This window comes from Luteococcus sediminum, assembly GCF_054783495.1.
In genome coordinates, this window is sequence record NZ_BAAGQL010000004.1 from 23107 (window position 1) to 39570 (window position 16464).

General features: G+C 71.9%; 17 protein-coding genes. 3 read left to right on the top strand and 14 right to left on the bottom strand.

The window, feature by feature from the left end; translation table 11 throughout:
- Positions 1-19: 19 nt before the first annotated feature.
- Positions 20-2167 (bottom strand): 4-alpha-glucanotransferase, encoded by a 2148-nt coding sequence (gene malQ / locus ACYVKA_RS01385; protein ID WP_460702387.1) that lies wholly within the window; start codon positions 2165-2167, stop codon positions 20-22.
- Between the two features lie 94 nt (positions 2168-2261).
- On the opposite strand from malQ, the gene ACYVKA_RS01390 reads away from it, so the two are divergent.
- Positions 2262-2879, top strand: coding sequence for a hypothetical protein (locus tag ACYVKA_RS01390; RefSeq protein WP_460702389.1), 618 nt, complete (start codon positions 2262-2264; stop codon positions 2877-2879).
- Here the strand turns inward: ACYVKA_RS01390 and ACYVKA_RS01395 are convergent.
- The 4 genes from ACYVKA_RS01395 to ACYVKA_RS01410 are packed head-to-tail and all read right to left on the bottom strand — an operon-like array spanning position 2849 to position 6356.
- On the bottom strand, positions 2849-3424 hold the full coding sequence (locus ACYVKA_RS01395; RefSeq protein ID WP_460702391.1) for a hypothetical protein: 576 nt from the start codon (positions 3422-3424) through the stop codon (positions 2849-2851). The genes ACYVKA_RS01390 and ACYVKA_RS01395 overlap by 31 nt on opposite strands.
- A complete protein-coding gene (locus ACYVKA_RS01400) occupies positions 3421-4098 on the bottom strand; it encodes a DUF2510 domain-containing protein (protein WP_460702393.1) in 678 nt (225 codons plus the stop codon). Before ACYVKA_RS01400 ends, ACYVKA_RS01395 begins: the two co-directional genes overlap by 4 nt.
- Positions 4095-4907, bottom strand: coding sequence for an RDD family protein (locus tag ACYVKA_RS01405; protein ID WP_460702395.1), 813 nt, complete (start codon positions 4905-4907; stop codon positions 4095-4097). Before ACYVKA_RS01405 ends, ACYVKA_RS01400 begins: the two co-directional genes overlap by 4 nt.
- Positions 4908-4949: 42 nt before the next feature.
- Entirely contained in the window at positions 4950-6356 is a 1407-nt protein-coding gene (locus ACYVKA_RS01410; protein ID WP_460702398.1) for an MFS transporter, read from the bottom strand.
- A gap of 93 nt (positions 6357-6449) precedes the next feature.
- Between ACYVKA_RS01410 and ACYVKA_RS01415 the strand changes: the two genes are divergently transcribed.
- Positions 6450-6713 (top strand): DUF3039 domain-containing protein, encoded by a 264-nt coding sequence (locus tag ACYVKA_RS01415; protein WP_394277497.1) that lies wholly within the window; start codon positions 6450-6452, stop codon positions 6711-6713.
- Positions 6714-6716: 3 nt separating this feature from the next.
- Here ACYVKA_RS01415 and ACYVKA_RS01420 read toward each other — a convergent pair whose 3' ends face one another.
- The 6 genes from ACYVKA_RS01420 to ACYVKA_RS01445 all read right to left on the bottom strand — a co-directional run bounded on the left by ACYVKA_RS01420 (position 6717) and on the right by ACYVKA_RS01445 (position 11663).
- Positions 6717-7994 carry a peptidase C39 family protein gene (locus ACYVKA_RS01420; RefSeq protein ID WP_460702400.1) on the bottom strand — a complete coding sequence of 426 codons (1278 nt, stop codon included), beginning with the start codon at positions 7992-7994 and terminating at the stop codon, positions 6717-6719.
- Positions 7995-8036: 42 nt separating this feature from the next.
- Complete coding sequence (locus ACYVKA_RS01425) at positions 8037-8477, bottom strand: type II 3-dehydroquinate dehydratase (protein ID WP_460702402.1); 441 nt, start codon at positions 8475-8477, stop codon at positions 8037-8039.
- Positions 8474-9517: a hypothetical protein gene (locus ACYVKA_RS01430; RefSeq protein ID WP_394277500.1), complete on the bottom strand. Its 1044-nt coding sequence runs from the start codon at positions 9515-9517 to the stop codon at positions 8474-8476. The genes ACYVKA_RS01425 and ACYVKA_RS01430 overlap by 4 nt, the downstream gene beginning before the upstream one ends.
- Before the next feature lie 34 nt (positions 9518-9551).
- Positions 9552-9746, bottom strand: coding sequence for a Trm112 family protein (locus tag ACYVKA_RS01435; protein WP_394277501.1), 195 nt, complete (start codon positions 9744-9746; stop codon positions 9552-9554).
- A 71-nt stretch (positions 9747-9817) separates the two neighbouring features.
- Complete coding sequence (locus ACYVKA_RS01440; RefSeq protein ID WP_460702404.1) at positions 9818-11218, bottom strand: phosphohexomutase domain-containing protein; 1401 nt, start codon at positions 11216-11218, stop codon at positions 9818-9820.
- A gap of 37 nt (positions 11219-11255) precedes the next feature.
- Entirely contained in the window at positions 11256-11663 is a 408-nt protein-coding gene (locus ACYVKA_RS01445; RefSeq protein ID WP_460702405.1) for a DUF3499 domain-containing protein, read from the bottom strand.
- 74 nt (positions 11664-11737) lie between these two features.
- Between ACYVKA_RS01445 and ACYVKA_RS01450 the strand changes: the two genes are divergently transcribed.
- Positions 11738-12172 (top strand): metallopeptidase family protein, encoded by a 435-nt coding sequence (locus ACYVKA_RS01450; protein WP_394277504.1) that lies wholly within the window; start codon positions 11738-11740, stop codon positions 12170-12172.
- A gap of 18 nt (positions 12173-12190) precedes the next feature.
- On the opposite strand, the gene ACYVKA_RS01455 is transcribed toward ACYVKA_RS01450, so the two are convergent.
- From ACYVKA_RS01455 to ACYVKA_RS01465, 3 genes are read right to left on the bottom strand one after another with little or no spacing between them, the layout of a single operon-like run.
- Positions 12191-13297 (bottom strand): DUF5719 family protein, encoded by a 1107-nt coding sequence (locus ACYVKA_RS01455; RefSeq protein WP_460702407.1) that lies wholly within the window; start codon positions 13295-13297, stop codon positions 12191-12193.
- Positions 13294-16041, bottom strand: coding sequence for a glycosyltransferase family 2 protein (locus ACYVKA_RS01460; RefSeq protein ID WP_460702409.1), 2748 nt, complete (start codon positions 16039-16041; stop codon positions 13294-13296). The genes ACYVKA_RS01455 and ACYVKA_RS01460 overlap by 4 nt, the downstream gene beginning before the upstream one ends.
- A 4-nt stretch (positions 16042-16045) precedes the next feature.
- Complete coding sequence (locus ACYVKA_RS01465; RefSeq protein WP_460702411.1) at positions 16046-16303, bottom strand: WhiB family transcriptional regulator; 258 nt, start codon at positions 16301-16303, stop codon at positions 16046-16048.
- Between the last annotated feature and the right edge of the window lie 161 nt (positions 16304-16464).

Consider the following 16464-nt stretch of genomic DNA (forward strand, 5'->3'; position numbering starts at 1 on the left):
CCGGTCGCGGTTCACACCATCAGCGCTTGTCAGGCAGCTGGGCGAAACCATTCATCACTGCAGCGAGCCGTCCGGCCCGTTCCGAGGCGTAGACGTCCTCGAGCAGCATCGGCTCCCCCGACGGGCCGGTCAGCGGCACCCGCCAGTTGGGGTACTCGTCGATGGTGCCGGGCTGGTTCTGGGTACGACGATCCCCCACCGCGTCCACCAGGGCCGCGTTGAGCACCTTGGACGGTGTCCAGGTGAGCATGCGGTGCATGGCGAGCACGATCTGCTCCACGTCGCGGCTCTCGTAGTCCTCCTGGGACAGCGCACCGTGGGCCACCAATGCCTCGATCATCGACTGCTGCTCGGCACGACCGTGCTCCAGCTCGTCCTCCAGGCTCTCGGTGAGCATGCCGAGCCTGTCGCGCAGGCGGATGTGGTCCCCGGCCAGGTATCCAGTGGTGGGCGGCAGGTCGTGGGTGGTGACCGAACTCATCGCGTACTCCCGCCAGCGCTCGGGCGGGGTGGGTCCCTGCTCGTCCTGCTCGAACCACATCACTGAGGTGCCCAGGATGCCGCGGCGGCTCAGGTACTCGCGCACCCACGGCTGGACCGTTCCCAGGTCCTCGCCCACCACCAGCGCCTGCGCCCGGTGGGCCTCCAGCGCCAGGATGCCGATCATGGCGTCGTGGTCGTAGCGGACGTAGGTGCCCTCCTTGGCGGTCTTGCCGGCCGGCACCCACCACAGCCGGAAGAGCCCGATGATGTGGTCCACGCGCAGCCCGCCGGCATGGCGCAGCACCCCCTGCACCATCTGGCGGAAGGGCGCATAGCCCAGGTCGGCGAGCCGGTCGGGGCGCCACGGCGGCTGCCCCCAGTCCTGGCCCAGCTGGCTGTAGGCATCCGGCGGTGCACCGACGGTGCAGCCCTGGGCGAAGACGTCGGACAGCATCCACGTCTCGGCGCCCGAGGCGTTCACACCGACGGCCAGGTCGCTCACGATGCCCACCGGCATGCCGGCGTCGCGCGCGACCTGCTGGGTGGCCGACATCTGGGTCTCGGCGATCCACTGCAGCCACTTGTAGAAGCGGATCCGCTCGACGTTCACGCGGTGGAACTCGGCAACCTGCGGCGAGGTGGGTCGCTGCAGCTCGACCGGCCACTGGCGCCAGTCGTGGCCGTGCTCCTCGAACAGCGCGCACCAGGTGGCGAAGTCGCGCAGCTGGCGCCCCTCGCGGCGGATGAAGTGGTTGAAGGCCATCTCGCGGGCGGGGCGGCGGCCGGCGGCGAAGATGATCTCCAGCGCCTTGACCTTGGCCTGCCAGGACTCGTTGCGACGCACCTCGTCGACGCCGTCGAGCTCCTCGAGGAGCTCTTGGCGCAGCTCCTCGACGGCCTCCCGGTCGGCCTGCGAGAGGGTCGCGTACTCGTCGATCGCCTCGGGCCGGATGTAGAGCGGGTTGACGTACATGCGGCTGGTCGGCAGGTAGGGCGAGGGCTCGAGCGGCGGCTGCGGCTGGGCGGCGTGCAGCGGGTTGACCAGCACGTAGCCGGCGAACTGCTGGGTGGCCGACCACACCGACAGGTCGGCCAGGTCGGTGAGGTCGCCAACACCCCAGGAGCCCTGCGAGCGCAAGCTGTAGAGCTGGGTGGCATAGCCCCAGACGCGGCGGTCGTTCATGCTGCGCGGCAGGCCGAGGAAGCTGGGGGTGATCACCAGGGTGGACTCGACGTCGACCTCCTGGCTGCGCAGCACCATGCGGTGGTAGCCCAGCGGCAGGTCGGCGGGCAGCTGGAAGGTGGCCTCACCGGTCCAGACGCCGTCCACCTCGCGGTCGGGATTGTCATTGGTGGCCTGGGTGGCGTCGCGGGTCTCGCCGTTCTCCAGCCGGATGTAGAGGTGGGCGTCGGCGCCGGAGGCAACGTGCACGTTCACCCAGACCGGCTGGCCCTGCTCCTGCACGACGCACGGCGGCAGGGCACGTCGCCACGGACGAAGGCGCAGTTCTTCGACGGCGGCGGCCGCCTTCTCGGGGGTGGAGGCATCGATCTCCAGGCTGGCGAGGACGGTGACGACGGTCTCGTCACTGACCTGGGTCTGGCGACCCTTCCAGTCCCAGAATTCAGTTGCGATTCCGAAGTGCTCGGCCAGTTCGGCGAGCAGCGGGTCGTTCAGGGCCATCAGTGCGTCCAGTCCGTCGGCAGTGCAAGGGTCCGCACAAGACTACCGGCCCTAGGCTGAGGTTCTGCCCAGCCCGACCCGCAGGAGGAAGCCGATGAGACTCGCCGTCGCCGAGATGGACAGCACACGCGACCACTTCGAGCTCAACCCCTGGCAGGACGGGGAGCGCCGCCTCACCTTCCACCTGACGCTGGACGGCAACCCGGAGCTGGCCGCGGCCGCGCGCCGGGTGCACGAGGCCTTGGGCGCATTGCCCCCGGCGCGGCTGGTGCCGGTGGAGTGGCTGCACCTGACGATGAGCGGTTTTGGCCGCGTCGGTGAGGTCTCCTCCGAGGCGCTGGCGCAGATCGAGGAGGGCGTCTTCTCCCGGTGGGAGGAGTTCTCGCACGAGCGCATCAGCTATGACCAGCTCCTCGTCGCGCACGAGTCGGTGATGCTGACCGCCCGGATCGACGACTGGCTGCCCGAGCTGGCCCGGGTGCAGCGCGAGGTGGTCGACGAGGTGCTGGGCCAGCGGCAGTGGCGCCAGCTGTGGCCGCACAGCTCGCTGGCCTACATGGCCGGGGCGGTGCCGGCCGAGCAGCTGCGGGAGTGCTTGGCCGGGGTGGCCGCGGCGCTTCCCGACGCCGTCGAGGCCCGTCCCACGCTGACGCTGATGGAGTTGGCCCGCGACACCGGCAACTATGAATGGCGGGTGCTGCGCAGCGCGTAGCCGGCCCCGACGATCCCGCCAAGGCTGCCCAGGCACAGGTCGCCCAGGGTGTCGGTGTAGGCGTCCGCAAGCTCCGTGCCGAAGCGAATGAAGGTGAACCACTCCCCCAGTTCCCAGACGATGGCGATCATCGACCCCAGCCCGGCGATGGCCAGTGCCCGCACCAGGCGCGGAGCCCGCCCATCAGCGTCCAGCAGGAGGCCCAGGCCCGACATCAGCAACGCCCAGTTCATGAAGTGGCACCAGTCGTCCCACCACATGAGCCGGTCGTAGAGGTCGAGGGTGTTGCCCGTGACGTCCACCAGGAAGGGTGCCATCACCAGGGCGCTGGCAGTCCACCCGCGGGTGTCCAGCCGGTGGGTGAGCCGCAGCGCCACGGGAAGGGCCAGCATGAGCACGGGATAGGCCACCAGCCTCGCGGTGAATGCCTTTCCGCGGAACTGCGGCAGTTCGGGGACCAGCACGGCGACCAGCAACTGGACGACGGTGGCGACGATCAGGACGCCGCAGGCCCAGGACATACGGGACTGGCGTGGAGTGGTCATCGCCCGAAGACGATCGGGGTGCCGCTGACGTCTCCGATGTCGACCACCTGGGTGCCGCCGGCGAGGTCGGCGAGGCTGCGCCGGCCCGGATCGGCCAGCGGCCACAGCACGCAGGCCAGGAAGCCGATGCCGGTGATGCCGAGGCCGCGCTGCACGATGCTGCGCCGCAGTGCACGGTGCCAGGGCAGGGCGGTCTTCGAGGTCCAGCCGGGCTCGCGCCAGCGTCCCTGTTCGGCCACCCGCAGGCCGGCGCTGCGATGCCCGAAGGTGGCGCCCATGGTCGAAAGGCAGGCCACGTCGTAGGCCACGCGCAGCAGGATCCCGGGGATCGCCGCCTGGATCCACACCGGCAGCAGGCCATAGCTGAGCCACATCTCCAGCGGCGGGAAACGCCCCCCGCCGGTGAGGATGGACACGCGCATGATGCCGACGATCTCGTTGACCAGGGGCTGGTGCCAGTGGTCGAAGAGCATCAGGGAGGCGAGCCACAGCGGGAAGGCGTCGAGCAGGTAGGCCCGTACCCGGGCCCACCAGCTGGCCAGCTGCACGTGCTCGTCGGCGATGGGCGGAGTGGACGCCACGGCGTTCACCTCATGCGTCCACGTCGCGCCGTCCCACCAGCGCAGCTCTGCCGTGCCGGTGGGATCGGTGTACCACCCGGGGACGGGGTTCACCGGGCGCGGACCACCTGGGTGCGGGAGGCCATGTCGTGCAGGGTCTGGCGCAGGCGGGTGCCCAGCGGCATCAGGAAGCTGACCACCTGCACCGGGAAGAAGGTGGCGGAGAAGACGAGGACCAGGGTCCGCACCAGGGCTGCCCCCCAGCCGAGCTGGCGCGGCGCATGCCCCTCGCCGACGGGCACCACGCGCAGGCCCATCAGCTTCTGGCCCAGGGTGGCGCCGAGGAACTTCCAGCACAGCAGCAGGTAGACGAACAGCACGGCGGTCCAGATCCCATTCAGTGCCGTGGCATGGTTCATGAACTCGGCATTGGCGACCATCTCCGGGTCGATGCGGGTGTTGCCGGCCCGGGCCTGGACCATGAGCTCGTCGATGAAGGTGGAGTAGGAGGCCCAGAACTTGCGGGCGAAGTTCCAGCCCAGGGCCGTCGCCACCAGCGAGGTGAGGATCGAGTCAACGATGAAACCGATCGCGCGGCTGGGATAGCCGGCGAAGGGGACGCCGTCGGGCGTGCGATCCGGTCGGCCGGCCTGCTGCACGCCGCCCCACTGCGGCTGCGACGGGTACTGCTGCGGCTGGCCCGCGGGAGCGGCCGGGTCTGCCGGACGCGGCGCGAAGGGGTCCTGGCCCACGGGAACGCCCTGAAGGCCCTGCGCGCTCCACGGGTCCTGTCCCGGGGCGCCGGCGACGGGCGTGGCAGGGCGGGCGGGGCGGGTGTTGTGGGTCCACTGCTGCCCGTCCCAGTAGCGCTCGCGGGCGCCGTCGGCAGGGTCGGGGTACCAGTCCATCGGGGGTGTGCTCACCTCGCCAGTATCCCATGGCCGTTCAAGCAACCGGCCGCCTCGTCAGCGTGCGGCCTCGTTGGCGACGGGTCCGATCCGCCAGCCGGCCAGGATGGCGATGCAGCAGCAGGCGGTGGTGGCCACGAAGAGCCAGCCGAAGGCGTGTGCCTCGGCGCCCTGTGGGTGCAGGGAACCGAAGACGGCGCCGGCCAGTCCGGTGATGATCGAGTTGCCGAGGCCCTCAGCGGTCTGCAGCGAGGACGTGTTGCGGCCCAGGCGCGCCGGACTCGACAGCGTCATCACGGCCAGGGAGGCGCTGGCCACGCCCAGGCCCATGCCGAATCCGGCGATGGTCCAGCCGATGGCGGCCAGCCACAGGCTTCCCGCGGGATGCCAGGCCTGGAAGGCGATCGTCGCCAGACCGAGCACGGTACAGGCAAGGCCCACCTGGATGATCTGGTCGCGTCGCAGCCGCAGCCAGGGGCGTGCCTGGACCCAGGACCCCACGGTCCAGCCCACCGAGCCGATGGTCAGCGCCAGGCCCGCCTGGAACAGGCTCATCCCGCGCCCCTCCACCAGGGACAGCGGCAGGAAGGCCTCGGTGGCGAAGAAGGCCCCGGACTGGCAGGCGCGGGTCCAGACCACGGCGGACAGTCCAGGGCTCATCCGCAGGAAGCCGTCGGGCATCAGTCGCGGGACCGAGACCAGCAGCAGGACGACGGCAACCAGGCCCGTCGCGGCACCCGAGCAGCCGAGCCACTGCCCGGCCACCTGCAGGCCTGCCGCGGAGAGGGCCGCCAGGGCCGCTGCCCACAGCGGCACGGGCGAGGCATCCCCCTCGTCGGGCACGTGGCGGCGGGACAGTTCCAGCAGCGGTCGCGCCGCCAGGGCTGCCGCGGCCAGCAGCAGCGGCACCAGGGCCCAGAAGACCCAGTGCCAGCCCAGCCGGTGAGTGATGGCGGCCGCGACGGGTGGCCCGATGAAGGCGGGCATCACCCAGCACATGCTGAACCAGGTCATGATCGCCGCGCGGCGTTCCGCGTCGAAGGCGATGGCCACCACCACCATCAGGCACAGGTTCATGGCGCCGCCGCCGATGCCCTGCAGGAAGCGTGCGGTGACCAGAACCCCCATCGTGGGGGCGGCGCCGGCCAGCAGCAGGCCCGCCAGGAAGACCGTCGTGCCTCCCGCCAGCGGCAGCACCGGGCCGAAGCGGTCAGAGAGCCGCCCGGCCACCGCGGTGGACAGCACCATGCCCAGGACGAAGAGGGTGAAGGCCCAGGCGTAGAGGTCGACGCTGCCCAGCTCCCGCGCGGCCTGCGGCATGGCGGTGGCCACCGCAACCGACTCGAAGGCGACGCAGGCCACGCCGGCGAGCAGTCCCACCATGAGCGCCCGCCGCTGCCCGTCGTCGAGCAGCCGTGGCTCGTCCCGCGCAGCGGCCGTGCCCATCGCGTCGCCTCCCTCCACCGTCCGACACCTGAGGGGCCGAGGTTATCGTCTCGCGGCCAGCGAACAGCCCAGCCCTCGTCAGGGAGGGATCGGCTGCCTAGAATCGAAGCCATGAGTCAACAGCTGGCACCCGGTTCGCAGACGGTCATCGACGAGCGCACGCAGGACATGGAGGCTGGTGACCAGGAACGCTTCAGTCACTACGTGCCCAAGGCGAAGCTCACCGAGGCGATGGTGATGGGCACTCCGGTGGTCGCGCTGTGCGGCAAGGTCTGGGTGCCCAGCCGCAACCCGGAGAAGTTCCCCGTCTGCCCTGAGTGCAAGGAGGTCTGGGAGAGCTTCAACGACCCGGGCCGCAAGGACCCCGACGCCTGAGCCTCACCAGGCCGCCCCGGCTGGGCGGGGCGGCAGGGCGTGACCCTTGGGGTGGAGCACACAACTGGTGCCGCCGGTGCGCCCCCAAGCCGACTCGAACTGGGCTCGGTCATAGGTGCGCCGCACCAGCGCGTTGGAGGCTTTCATCTGTGAGGCCGGGTCGTTGACCAGCACATTGCCGCGAGCGTCGAAGCCGCGCAGCACCATGAGGTGTCCGTTGGTGCCGAAGCCGGCGCCGGTGAGCTGGCTGCTGGAGAAGCTGGTGGACACGATCAGCGGGATTCCGGCCTTGATGAACAGCTCGGCCTCGGTCAGGCTGCGCAGCCGCGTGACGAATCCGGCCAGGCCGCGGGCCGAGGCGTAGGCGACGTTGAAGGGCCAGTTGCCGGTGCCCTGGTAGGCGGCATCCCACACGCCGCGAACCACCTGCTCCACCTGTGGGTCGATGTGCGGCGTGGGACGCACCCAGGCCGTCTCGGCGCTGCTGGCGCCTGCGCCCCAGTGGTCCAGGACCATGACGGTCGAGGTCGGGGAGCACCAGGCCTCTCCCCCGCCATTCCAGGCCGGGTAGTGACCGATGTGCATCATCTGGCTGTAGGCCGGCACGTCGAGCGCGAGGCCGCGCGCCACGCCCACCGGGCTGACCGGAGTGCTGGACTGCGCGGCGGTGGAGCCCACCACGGCCAGCTGGGAGATGATCGGCATGGCCGTCGTGCCGGCAGTGCGCAGCAGCTCGAGGCGCGCCTGGACATGCGTGAAGTGGGCGCTGGTGCGGGCTCGCAGGGTGTCAGTGGAGACAACGGCGAGGCTGTCGTACTGGCCGTTGACCGAGGTGCGGGCGGGGCTGGTGGCATTCGCGCTGGAGGAACCCCACAGGCCCATCACGAACCATTTGGTCCAGGTGCCCGCGGCGGTGCGGGCGCGCAGCTGGATGCGCACGGCGCTGCCGGGCTGGGTGCTGGCATTCCAGGAGCAGACCAGGTCACGGGCGCTGATTCCCACTGCCGTGACCGGTCCGGTCCAGCTGGCGACCCCTTGAGTGAGAGTGCGACCGGCGTGCGGGTCACGGTAGGTGGTGCTACGGCGTGCTGCGCTGAGGTAGAGGCCCTGGCGGGAGACCCTGGTGCCGTCGTGGCTGCCCAGGCCCCAACCGGCGCCGGACCAGCGAACCAGACGGCCCTGGCGGGTGGTGGCGGCCTGGGCAGTGCCGGCGGCCGTGGTGAGGGAGGCGGCTGCCGTCGCGGGGGCGGCGGCGAGCAGGGTGCGTCGGGAAAGGTGCATGACGACCAGTTTTCATCACGATCGTCATAATCGAGAAATCGGTCAGCTGGTGGCCGCGAGGTGGCGCAACGCGAGCTCGTAGCCGGCCAGGCCGAAGCCTGCCAGCACCGCCTCGGCATGGGGGCTGACCACGCTGTGGCGACGGAACTCCTCACGGGCGTGCACATTGCTGATGTGCACCTCCACCACGCGAGGCACCTGCACCACGGCATCGGCCAGCGCGATCGAATAGTGGGTCCAGGCGGCAGGATTCAGCACCACCGGCACGCCGGCATCGGCGGCCTCGTGCAGCCACTGGACCATCTCTCCCTCGAAGTCGGTCTGGCGCACCTCCACGTCCAGACCCAGGCTCTCCCCCACCACGACCAGACGTTCAGCCAGCTGCGCGTGGGTGGTGGAGCCGTAGACCTCGGGCTGGCGACGGCCCAGCCGGCCCAGGTTGACGCCGTTGAGGACCAGCACCCCGGTCAGTTCATCGCTCATCGGGACTCCTCCAGCCCCAACTGCAGGTACTGGGCGGCATAGCGGCCCTGCTGCAGCAGCTGGACATAGCGCTCGAAGACGGTCGACCCGTCGGCACCCGGGCCGTCACCACCGGAGTGGATGGTGCACACCCGCACCCCGTGCGACTCGGCCGAAGCCAGCAGGCGGCCTCGTTCGGCGCGCACCCGCTGGTCGGTGCTGCCGTCGTCGACGACGACCAGCACGCACGGCAGCTGATGACCCTCGTCGTCGAAGGGGTCCCGGAAGACATCGGCCGGCTGGCAGGCCTCGACCACCGGCAGCAGCGCATCGGCGTCGGCACTCAGGGCAGGGCGGCCGCTGGCATGGCGCAGCGCCTCCGCGATCCGCCGGGCAGCACGGGCGGCCAGCACGCTGCCGCCCCAGACCAGTGGCTGCGCATCGCCCAGGGCCAGCGCCAGCTCCTTGGCGGGGTTCTCGGCCAGGTTGCGGTGCGGTGAGCAGGCCTCCGCGACGCGGTCGGCGCAGGCGGCGATCCGCTCCGGGTCGACGCCAGGCCCCAGGCCCAGGTCGTGCAGCACGTCGAGCACCACCGCGACACTCGCCAGCGGGTCGTCGTCGACGGTGGGCACCAGCAGGGTGCTGCGGCCGGCGGCACGCTCGGCGATCGGCGAGCCAGGAGCGGCAGCCACCATGACGGCCGCACCACGGCGCACGGCCTCGGTGACGGCGCCGATGAGCCAGGCGTCGCTGCCGCCGCTGGCCAGCACCACCACCAGGTCGAGCGGTCCGACCCAGGCGGGAAGGCCCTCCAGCTGCCAGGCCACGAAGGGCACGGGGCAGACAGGCTCCAGCACGGCCCGCACCAGGCGGGCCTCCGCACCCAGCGCCAGGACACCACGCGGACGGTCCAGTCCCAGCTGCTGCGCGCCCGACGGGGCCGCAGCCCCGGCGAGCATGCGCACTCGGGCCCCCGCGCCGGCCAGCCGGCGCAACTGTTCATCAATGCCGTCCAGGGCCTCGGGGTCGTCGAGGCGTGAGTCGTCGAAGTCGATGGTCATCGGCCGGTGGTCCCCTCGCTCACGGTGCGACGGCTCACAGGGCGGAGGTCTTGCGGGCCTCGTCGACCAGCAGGACGGGGATCCCGTCGCGCACGGGGAAGGCCAGGCCGCAGGACCGGCTGGTGCACTGCAGCTCGTGGGTGTCGTAGTCGACCGCGAACTTGCTGTGACAGGCCGGGCAGGCCGCGATCTCCAGGAAGGTGGGCGAGAGCTCCATCTGGTCGGGCATTGGCTACTCCTCAAGCGGTGCCGGCCCACCGGTGCGGGCCGTGGAGCCCAGTCTAGGGTGCCCGGCCGGGCTCAGGCCGCCACCATGTGGTGCTCGCGCACGATCGAGCACAGGTCGTCGCGCACCGCCTCCATCACCGCCGGGTCGTCGGCCTCGACGGCCAGCCGCACCCACTGGCACTCCTCGTCCTGGGTGAGGCTGGCCCACCAGCTGCCGCGTCCGGTGACGATCCCGCGCAGCACCCGGCCCTCGCCGGGCTCACAGGACAGCACGTGGTGGCGGAAGCCGTGCTCCACCGCGCGCAGCGCCCCCGACGGGTCGGGTGAGGACAGGGTGAGCTCACCGGAGCAGCAGTGGCGTCCCACCGCCTCGGCCAGGCTCGACAGGGTCCTGCCCTGCTGCCCGACCAGGGCGACGGCCGCCAGGGCGGTCAGCAACCCGGAGCTGGCGCCGTAGAGGTCGCGCACGTGCCAGTGGCCGTCGTGCTCCAGGCCCAGGACGGCGTCGTGGATGGCCATGGTGCGCGAGACGTGGTGCTCGCCGACCGGGCACACGCGCAGGGTGCAGCCGAGTCCCAGAACCACCTCACTGACGTCATTGCCCATCAGGGTGTCCACCACCACGGGTCCACGGCGCCCGGCCAGCAGCACCGGGGCCAGCAGTGCGGCCACCGTCCCGGGACCCACCTGCTCGCCGCACTCGTCGAGCACGGCGCAGCGCGAGGCGTCGGCATCCAGCACGACGGCCAGGTCGGCTGCGTTGTCGAGCACGGCGCGGCGGGCCTGCTGCAGCCGGCCCGCCTCGAGGGCGCCGTTGTCGTGTGCGTCGAGGGGATGGTTCACCTGCACCAGGCGCAGCCCGGGCAGGCGCAGCAGGCCCGGGGCCAGGTGGGCTGCCACGCCATTGCCGGAGTCGAGCACGACGGTCAGCGGACGCAGCCGCCGCAGCCCCACCAGGCTGCGCAGGTGGGCGATGTAGTCGGCGCGGGTGTCGTCACTGCTGGTGGTGCCGTGGGTGGCCTTGCGGCCCTTGGCCATGATCCGCCCGCTCAGGGAGGCCACGTCGATGCGAGCCGCCTCGTTGATGATGCGCTGGCGCAGGGCCTGGTCCGGACGCACCGTCCCGAGGAACTGCAGGCCGTTGGAGCGGGCGCCGACCGAACCGAGGCCGATGTGCACCCCGGGCACCTCGAGCACGCCCGCGGTGTAGGAGGTCTGGTCGAGGCTGGTCAGCCCCAGGTCGACGATGTCGGCGCCGCGGCTGGCGGCCCCACGCACGAAGGCGGCGGCAAGTTCACGGCCCTGCGTACGAAGGTCGTGGCCCACGACGATGGTCGTGCCCTGGAGTTCGCACAGGGCGACGTAGGCGGCGCCGAGCACCCGGGCACCGTAGAGGTCCCACTGGGGGTCCATCCCCCCGATCCGGCCCCTGATTCCCCGGGCTGAACCCATGTGTCGACTGATCATGTCCATTCCCCGATTGACTGTCGGGGACAATCTAGCCGCAAGCTCAGCCGGGCTGCTCGCCCTCCTGCACCACCCGCAGGCGCCGGCGTTCGGCCAGCACCACCACCTCGGCGCTCGATTCCAGCCCTGGTTGAGGCTTGGCAGCCACTTCCTCGGGCAGCAGGCCCACCTCGCGCACGGCGTCGGCCAAGGCCAGTAGATCGTCAGGCTCGAGCTCCCCGGCCATCGGCGCCTCCGGTGCGACGCCCGGGTCGAGCCGAGGGCTGCGCACGACCGTCCAGCCACGCGGCACCGACAGGTGCTCGCAGTGCAGCCGGCACAGGTGGTAGCTGCCGGGGACGTGGTCGTCCGCCAAGGGTCCGAGCACGGCCACGGAGTCGGCATAGACATAGGTGAGGGTGGCGACGGCCCACTCGCGACACCCCGTCCGGGTACACAATCTCTGCTCCACCGGGCGAGGCTATCGCACGGCGCCGCGGCCCCAGGCACGCCAACAGCCCGACGGGCCGCGACTACAGTGGCGCCATGCCTCGTCGACGTGACCGCCACGACCGTGGATTCCGCGGCCCGATCGCCATGCCCAATGCGCTCACCGGCCGCCAGGTGCCGCTGCGGCGGGCGGCGAGCCGTCAGGAGGTCTTCACCGACGCCGTCACCGATGCCATCGCGCGCATCGCGAAGAGCTATCCGGGCGGCCTGGACAGCGTGGACGTGGGCGTCGAGGAAGTGCCGTACCTGGCAACCATGTGGACGGGCGACCAGGTGCCGTTGGCCGTGGCCGTGGAGGCCACCAGCCAGCGGCCGGCGCAGATCGTCATCTACCGGCGCCCGCTGGAGCACCGGGCGGTCTCGCGCAGCGACCTGCGCGACCTGGTGCACCGCACCCTGGTGGAGCAGCTGGCCGCCCTGACAGCACAAGAGGTGCGAGACATCGACCCGAGCCTCGACGAGGACTGGTGAACAGGCCTGCGACCTTGGTCAGCGCAGCGACGGGTCGCGGCTGAGACCGCCCCCGGAGTGGGACGTGCTGCTGGCCACGGCTGGCTGCACTGCCAGACCGCCCCGGTCGAGCACCAGCGCCGCGCCCACCGGGCCGGTCGAGGACACCTCGAGGCGGCCCTGCTTCGGAACCTCGACGGTGACCGCCTGGCCGGGGCCCACCGCGAGCTCCTGGCCCAGCGCACCGACCAGCGTGACCTTCGCCTCGGCGCCCTCGGTATTGGTGAGCACCAGCGTCGACGGCCCGGGCACCTGCAGCTGCTGGGCCGTCGCGGGTTGGCTGCCGGCGCCGAAGGCAAAGTCCTTGCCCTTGCGCGAGGATGAGCCCACCGCCAGCGGGTCCTCGGAGCGCACCTCGAGCGCGCCGGGCTCCCCGGCGAAGGAGGAGCTGACGTCGAGGGCGAGCACCTGGTGCGGCTCGACGGTGACCTCGCCGGCCCCGGCCGGGGCGAAGCTGCCCTGGCTGCCGTGGGCGAGGACAGTGGCGGTGGCCCGCTGGTCGCCGGGATTGGCGACGAGCAGGGTGTGGCCCTCGGCGGCGGGCAGGGCGGGCAGTACCGAATGGGTCGAGGCGCCGGTCGACGGCGCGAGGTCGGCGCCGTGCGGGCGCTTGCCAGTGGTGGTGACCACGCTGCCCCACGCGGCGACGCGTCCGGAGCTGGCCCTCACCTGGACGGCGACAGCCTGGCCGGTGGGCACCTGCACCATCAGCGGCACCTCCCGGCTACCGCCGGCAGGCACGGTGATCGACGAGGTCCCGGCGGCCGTCAAGGGCCCCTTCGCCCCCGACAGCACGAGGTCCACGACGGCCGGCACCCGGTCCGGGTTGGCCAGCACCAGACGGGAGTCGGCGGCGTCGGGCAGCAGCACCGTCTGTTCCTGGGCGGGCAGCTGGCAGGCGGACTGGGTGAGGGTGCCGGCCGGGGTGCTCTGGGGCGTGGGCGGGCAGACCGGCTGCTGTGCGGTGGCCGTGCCGTCCAAGCGCGCCGGGGTGGGGACTGGGGTGGGCAGCCGCCAGCCGCCGGCTGCCGCGGCCGCCGTCGCCAGGGCCAGCGCCACCGGCGCAACCACCTGTGCGGTCCTCATCGGGCCTCCAGTCCTCGGCGGGGGCCCTGGGTGCGGGTGCGTCCGGGCAGTGCCAGCACGACCAGGGCGGCCAGCACCAGCCCCTGCGGCACGAGCGGCCACCAGTGCACGGGGCCGCGCCACTCGTCGGTGCGGGTGACCAGGCCGGTGACGGTCCAAGTGGTGGCATTACCGCCGGCCTGGGCCGGGCCGAGGCCCTGGGAATTGGAGATGGCAGCCACCTGGGCGTCGTCGGCGCCGCGGAGCCACAGGTGGCCGATGGCCAACCGGTGGGCGCGCTGGCCCAGGTCGTCGCTGGTGCGCCCCAGGGCCACATCGGTGACCAGTGAGTCGAGGTCGGCCTTGCGCACCGCCGGGACGGTCGTGTGCTCGGAGCTGCCCCAGACGGGCAGGTCACGGGCGCTCAGGTTCCAGGTGACGCTGCCGTCACCGTGGCGCTCCACGAGCAGGGCTCGGGTGGCCCGCTCGGAGCCCTGCACCGACTGGACCCGGGCCGGCAGCACGCTGCCCTGACGCTCGAGGCCGGGCCGGGTCGCGCTCACCCACCAGCTGAGCCCCAGCACAGCCGCCAGGGCCAGCATGCCGAGCAGTGCGGGCAGGTGGTGGGCCTGCGAGGCCAGCACCAGCAGGCAGCACAGGGCCGCCAGCAGGAAGGGCTCGGGGTCGGCCACCACCGGCTCGTCGGCCAGCGTGAACGGGATGCGGGTGAGGGCGACACCGGCGCCGACCAGCAGCGGCACTGCGATCGCCACCAGGATCACAGGACGGGCGCCGCCACGGCCCAGGGCGGCGGCGAGACCGAGGCAGGCGGCACAGAGGATCAGCAGCGCGGCGGGCAGGCCCAGCCACCAGACGGCCAGGTGGTCGAGGGTGTCCACGCGCAGCAGCGGATCGCTGCCGGTGAACAGCCGGACCGGCTCCTGCCACAGCGCGGGCAGCCAGGGCAGGTGCACCAGCAGCGGCGCCAGTAGCAGCACCAGCGGGGCGGGGCGGCGGGAGCAGGCGGCCGCCAGGATCCCGGCCAGGAACGCCACAAGCCAGGACGACGGGCTGGCTCCGAAGGCCACGGTGGCGACCAGCGCCAGCAGCGCACCGGCGCGCCAGGCTTCGGCCGAAGCGCCGGCCGAGCGGGTCCACGCCAGCAGCGCCACACCGGCCAGCGGCACCAGGACGCCCAGCATCAGGCCGGATGCGCGTCCGGTCTGGGCGAGCCCGAGCAGGGCGATAGCGCCGGTCCAGGCGCCGGCCAGCACCAGCCAGACCTGTCGCGGCGCGCGGGGTGCCAGGCGCCGCCACAGCGGTAGCGAGGAAGCGGCCGCCACCGGCAGCGCGAAGACTTGTGAGAGCAGCAGGAAGAACCCGGGGCGGCCCAGCGCGAGGGTGGAGCCGAGGGCGCCCAGACCAAGCCAGCCGGCCGACTGCACCCCGTGGCCACCGTCGGGAACGGACAAGAAGGCCGTCCAGGCGCCGGAGAGGCTGGCGGGGGCGGGGGCGAGCGCCGGTGCGGCCAAGGTTCCCAGCCCGAAGGCTCGCCGTCCGGCCACCAGCGCGAGCAGGGTCAGCACGGCCAGGCCCAGCCGCGGCACCGGGATCCGCGCGGGACCTCGCGGGGTCTCGTCAGCGGTCAGTTCGTCGATGCTGGGGGCGTCGGACTCGTCCTCGGGACGGCGCAGGTCACCGATCCAGCCTGCTGCGCGGTCCACGCGACGCCGCAACATCTGGCCGCGGCTGGGCAGCAGCGTGGGATCGGTGAGGGTGCCGGCGGAGTGCACCCGCTGGTGGAGGCCCACCGTGGCGGCCCGCGTGCTCCACAAGTCCCTGCCGGCGGCCAGCTGGGTACGGGCGGCAGAGGGGTCCTTGGCCAACAGGTGGCCCAGGGCGGCGAACAGGCCGGACAGGACCAGCCCCAGCGTGGCCAGCAACGGGCTTCGGCGGTGGGCGGCCGCCAGCCGTAGGCCCAGCAGCGTGTCGGTGAGTTCTGGACGATCGGTCAACGTGCCCTGGCGCAGGCCGCGTCGTCCGGCCTGGCGGTGGTACAGGGCCGCCTGCGGGCAGGTGCGCACGTCCAGGCCGGCGGCATTGGCGCGCCAGCCCAGGTCGAGCCCGTCACGGAAGAGTGGCAGTTCCGGGCTGGTACCGCCCAGGCGTCGCCAGGCGCTGCGCCGCACCAACAGCCCGGCGGTCGAGGCGCCGAGCACCGGGCGCGGCGCCTTGTGGCCCTGGTCGTACTCCCCCGGCTCGACGTCCAACACACGCTGACCTTCGGGGCCAATGCTCTGGCCGATCTCCTGGATCTGGTCGGGATGGTTGCGCCGGCGCGGCTCGAGGAGCTTGGGCACGATGATGTCCGCCTCCTCGGCGCGCAGCAACTGCAGCACGTCGGGCGTAGGCTCGAGGTCGTCGTGCAGCAGCCACAACCAGGTCAGGTCCTCATCCAGTTCGGCTTCGGCGAGCGCGACGCAGGCGCCGAAGCCCACGTCTGCCGGAGCCTGGTGCAGCTGGTGCACCAAGCCGTCCTGGCGGGCCTGTTCCAGCAGCGCGGCGGAGCCGTCGGTGCTGGAGGCGTCGACCGCCAGCAGGTGCGGCCGTGGCTCGAGCCGGGCGAGGGACGCGAGGGTGCGACCCAGCCACGGCTCGGCATTGTGGACCACCAGGACCGCGGCCACGTCGTGAATGTCAACCTTTCGGGGATCGGTTGTATCCCCGACGTGCGCCCAGCGCCAGTCGTCCTCGATAGAGGTCACGGGATCAGGCGCGATGCTTCAGCTTGCGGCGCTCACGCTCACTGAGGCCACCCCAGATACCGAAGCGCTCGTCGTGCGCCAGCGCATACTCGAGGCACTGCGACTTGACCTCACAGGTCTGGCAGACCTTCTTGGCCTCGCGGGTTGAACCGCCCTTCTCGGGGAAGAAGGCCTCCGGGTCGGTCTGGGCGCACAGGGCGCGTTCCTGCCAGCCCAGCACCCCCTCTTCGACCCCCGGAAGCACCATGAACAGCCCAGTCATTGGCCTCTCAGTCCTCTCAGCCGTCCTGCACCAGAAAAAAGTGAAGGGGGGCGGCACGAGCCGCCCCCCGAAAGATCAAAAAGGGCACGCACAGGACCCATGCATCCCCCTCGGCGCAATTACACGGCTGTGCTTGCCTTCCCGTCAAGTCGGCGTGGAGA

What these genes read in the sequence shown, in the direction of transcription:
- ACYVKA_RS01395 (WP_460702391.1), bottom strand. Translation starts at nt 3,424, where the DNA reads ATGACCACTCCACGCCAGTCCCGTATGTCCTGGGCCTGCGGCGTCCTG.
- ACYVKA_RS01425 (WP_460702402.1), bottom strand. Translation starts at nt 8,477, where the DNA reads ATGAGCGATGAACTGACCGGGGTGCTGGTCCTCAACGGCGTCAACCTG.
- ACYVKA_RS01430 (WP_394277500.1), bottom strand. Translation starts at nt 9,517, where the DNA reads ATGACCATCGACTTCGACGACTCACGCCTCGACGACCCCGAGGCCCTG.
- ACYVKA_RS01465 (WP_460702411.1), bottom strand. Translation starts at nt 16,303, where the DNA reads ATGACTGGGCTGTTCATGGTGCTTCCGGGGGTCGAAGAGGGGGTGCTG.
- ACYVKA_RS01450 (WP_394277504.1), top strand. Translation starts at nt 11,738, where the DNA reads ATGCCTCGTCGACGTGACCGCCACGACCGTGGATTCCGCGGCCCGATC.
- ACYVKA_RS01455 (WP_460702407.1), bottom strand. Translation starts at nt 13,297, where the DNA reads ATGAGGACCGCACAGGTGGTTGCGCCGGTGGCGCTGGCCCTGGCGACG.
- malQ (WP_460702387.1), bottom strand. Translation starts at nt 2,167, where the DNA reads ATGGCCCTGAACGACCCGCTGCTCGCCGAACTGGCCGAGCACTTCGGA.
- ACYVKA_RS01440 (WP_460702404.1), bottom strand. Translation starts at nt 11,218, where the DNA reads ATGGACATGATCAGTCGACACATGGGTTCAGCCCGGGGAATCAGGGGC.
- ACYVKA_RS01415 (WP_394277497.1), top strand. Translation starts at nt 6,450, where the DNA reads ATGAGTCAACAGCTGGCACCCGGTTCGCAGACGGTCATCGACGAGCGC.
- ACYVKA_RS01435 (WP_394277501.1), bottom strand. Translation starts at nt 9,746, where the DNA reads ATGCCCGACCAGATGGAGCTCTCGCCCACCTTCCTGGAGATCGCGGCC.
- ACYVKA_RS01420 (WP_460702400.1), bottom strand. Translation starts at nt 7,994, where the DNA reads ATGCACCTTTCCCGACGCACCCTGCTCGCCGCCGCCCCCGCGACGGCA.
- ACYVKA_RS01390 (WP_460702389.1), top strand. Translation starts at nt 2,262, where the DNA reads ATGAGACTCGCCGTCGCCGAGATGGACAGCACACGCGACCACTTCGAG.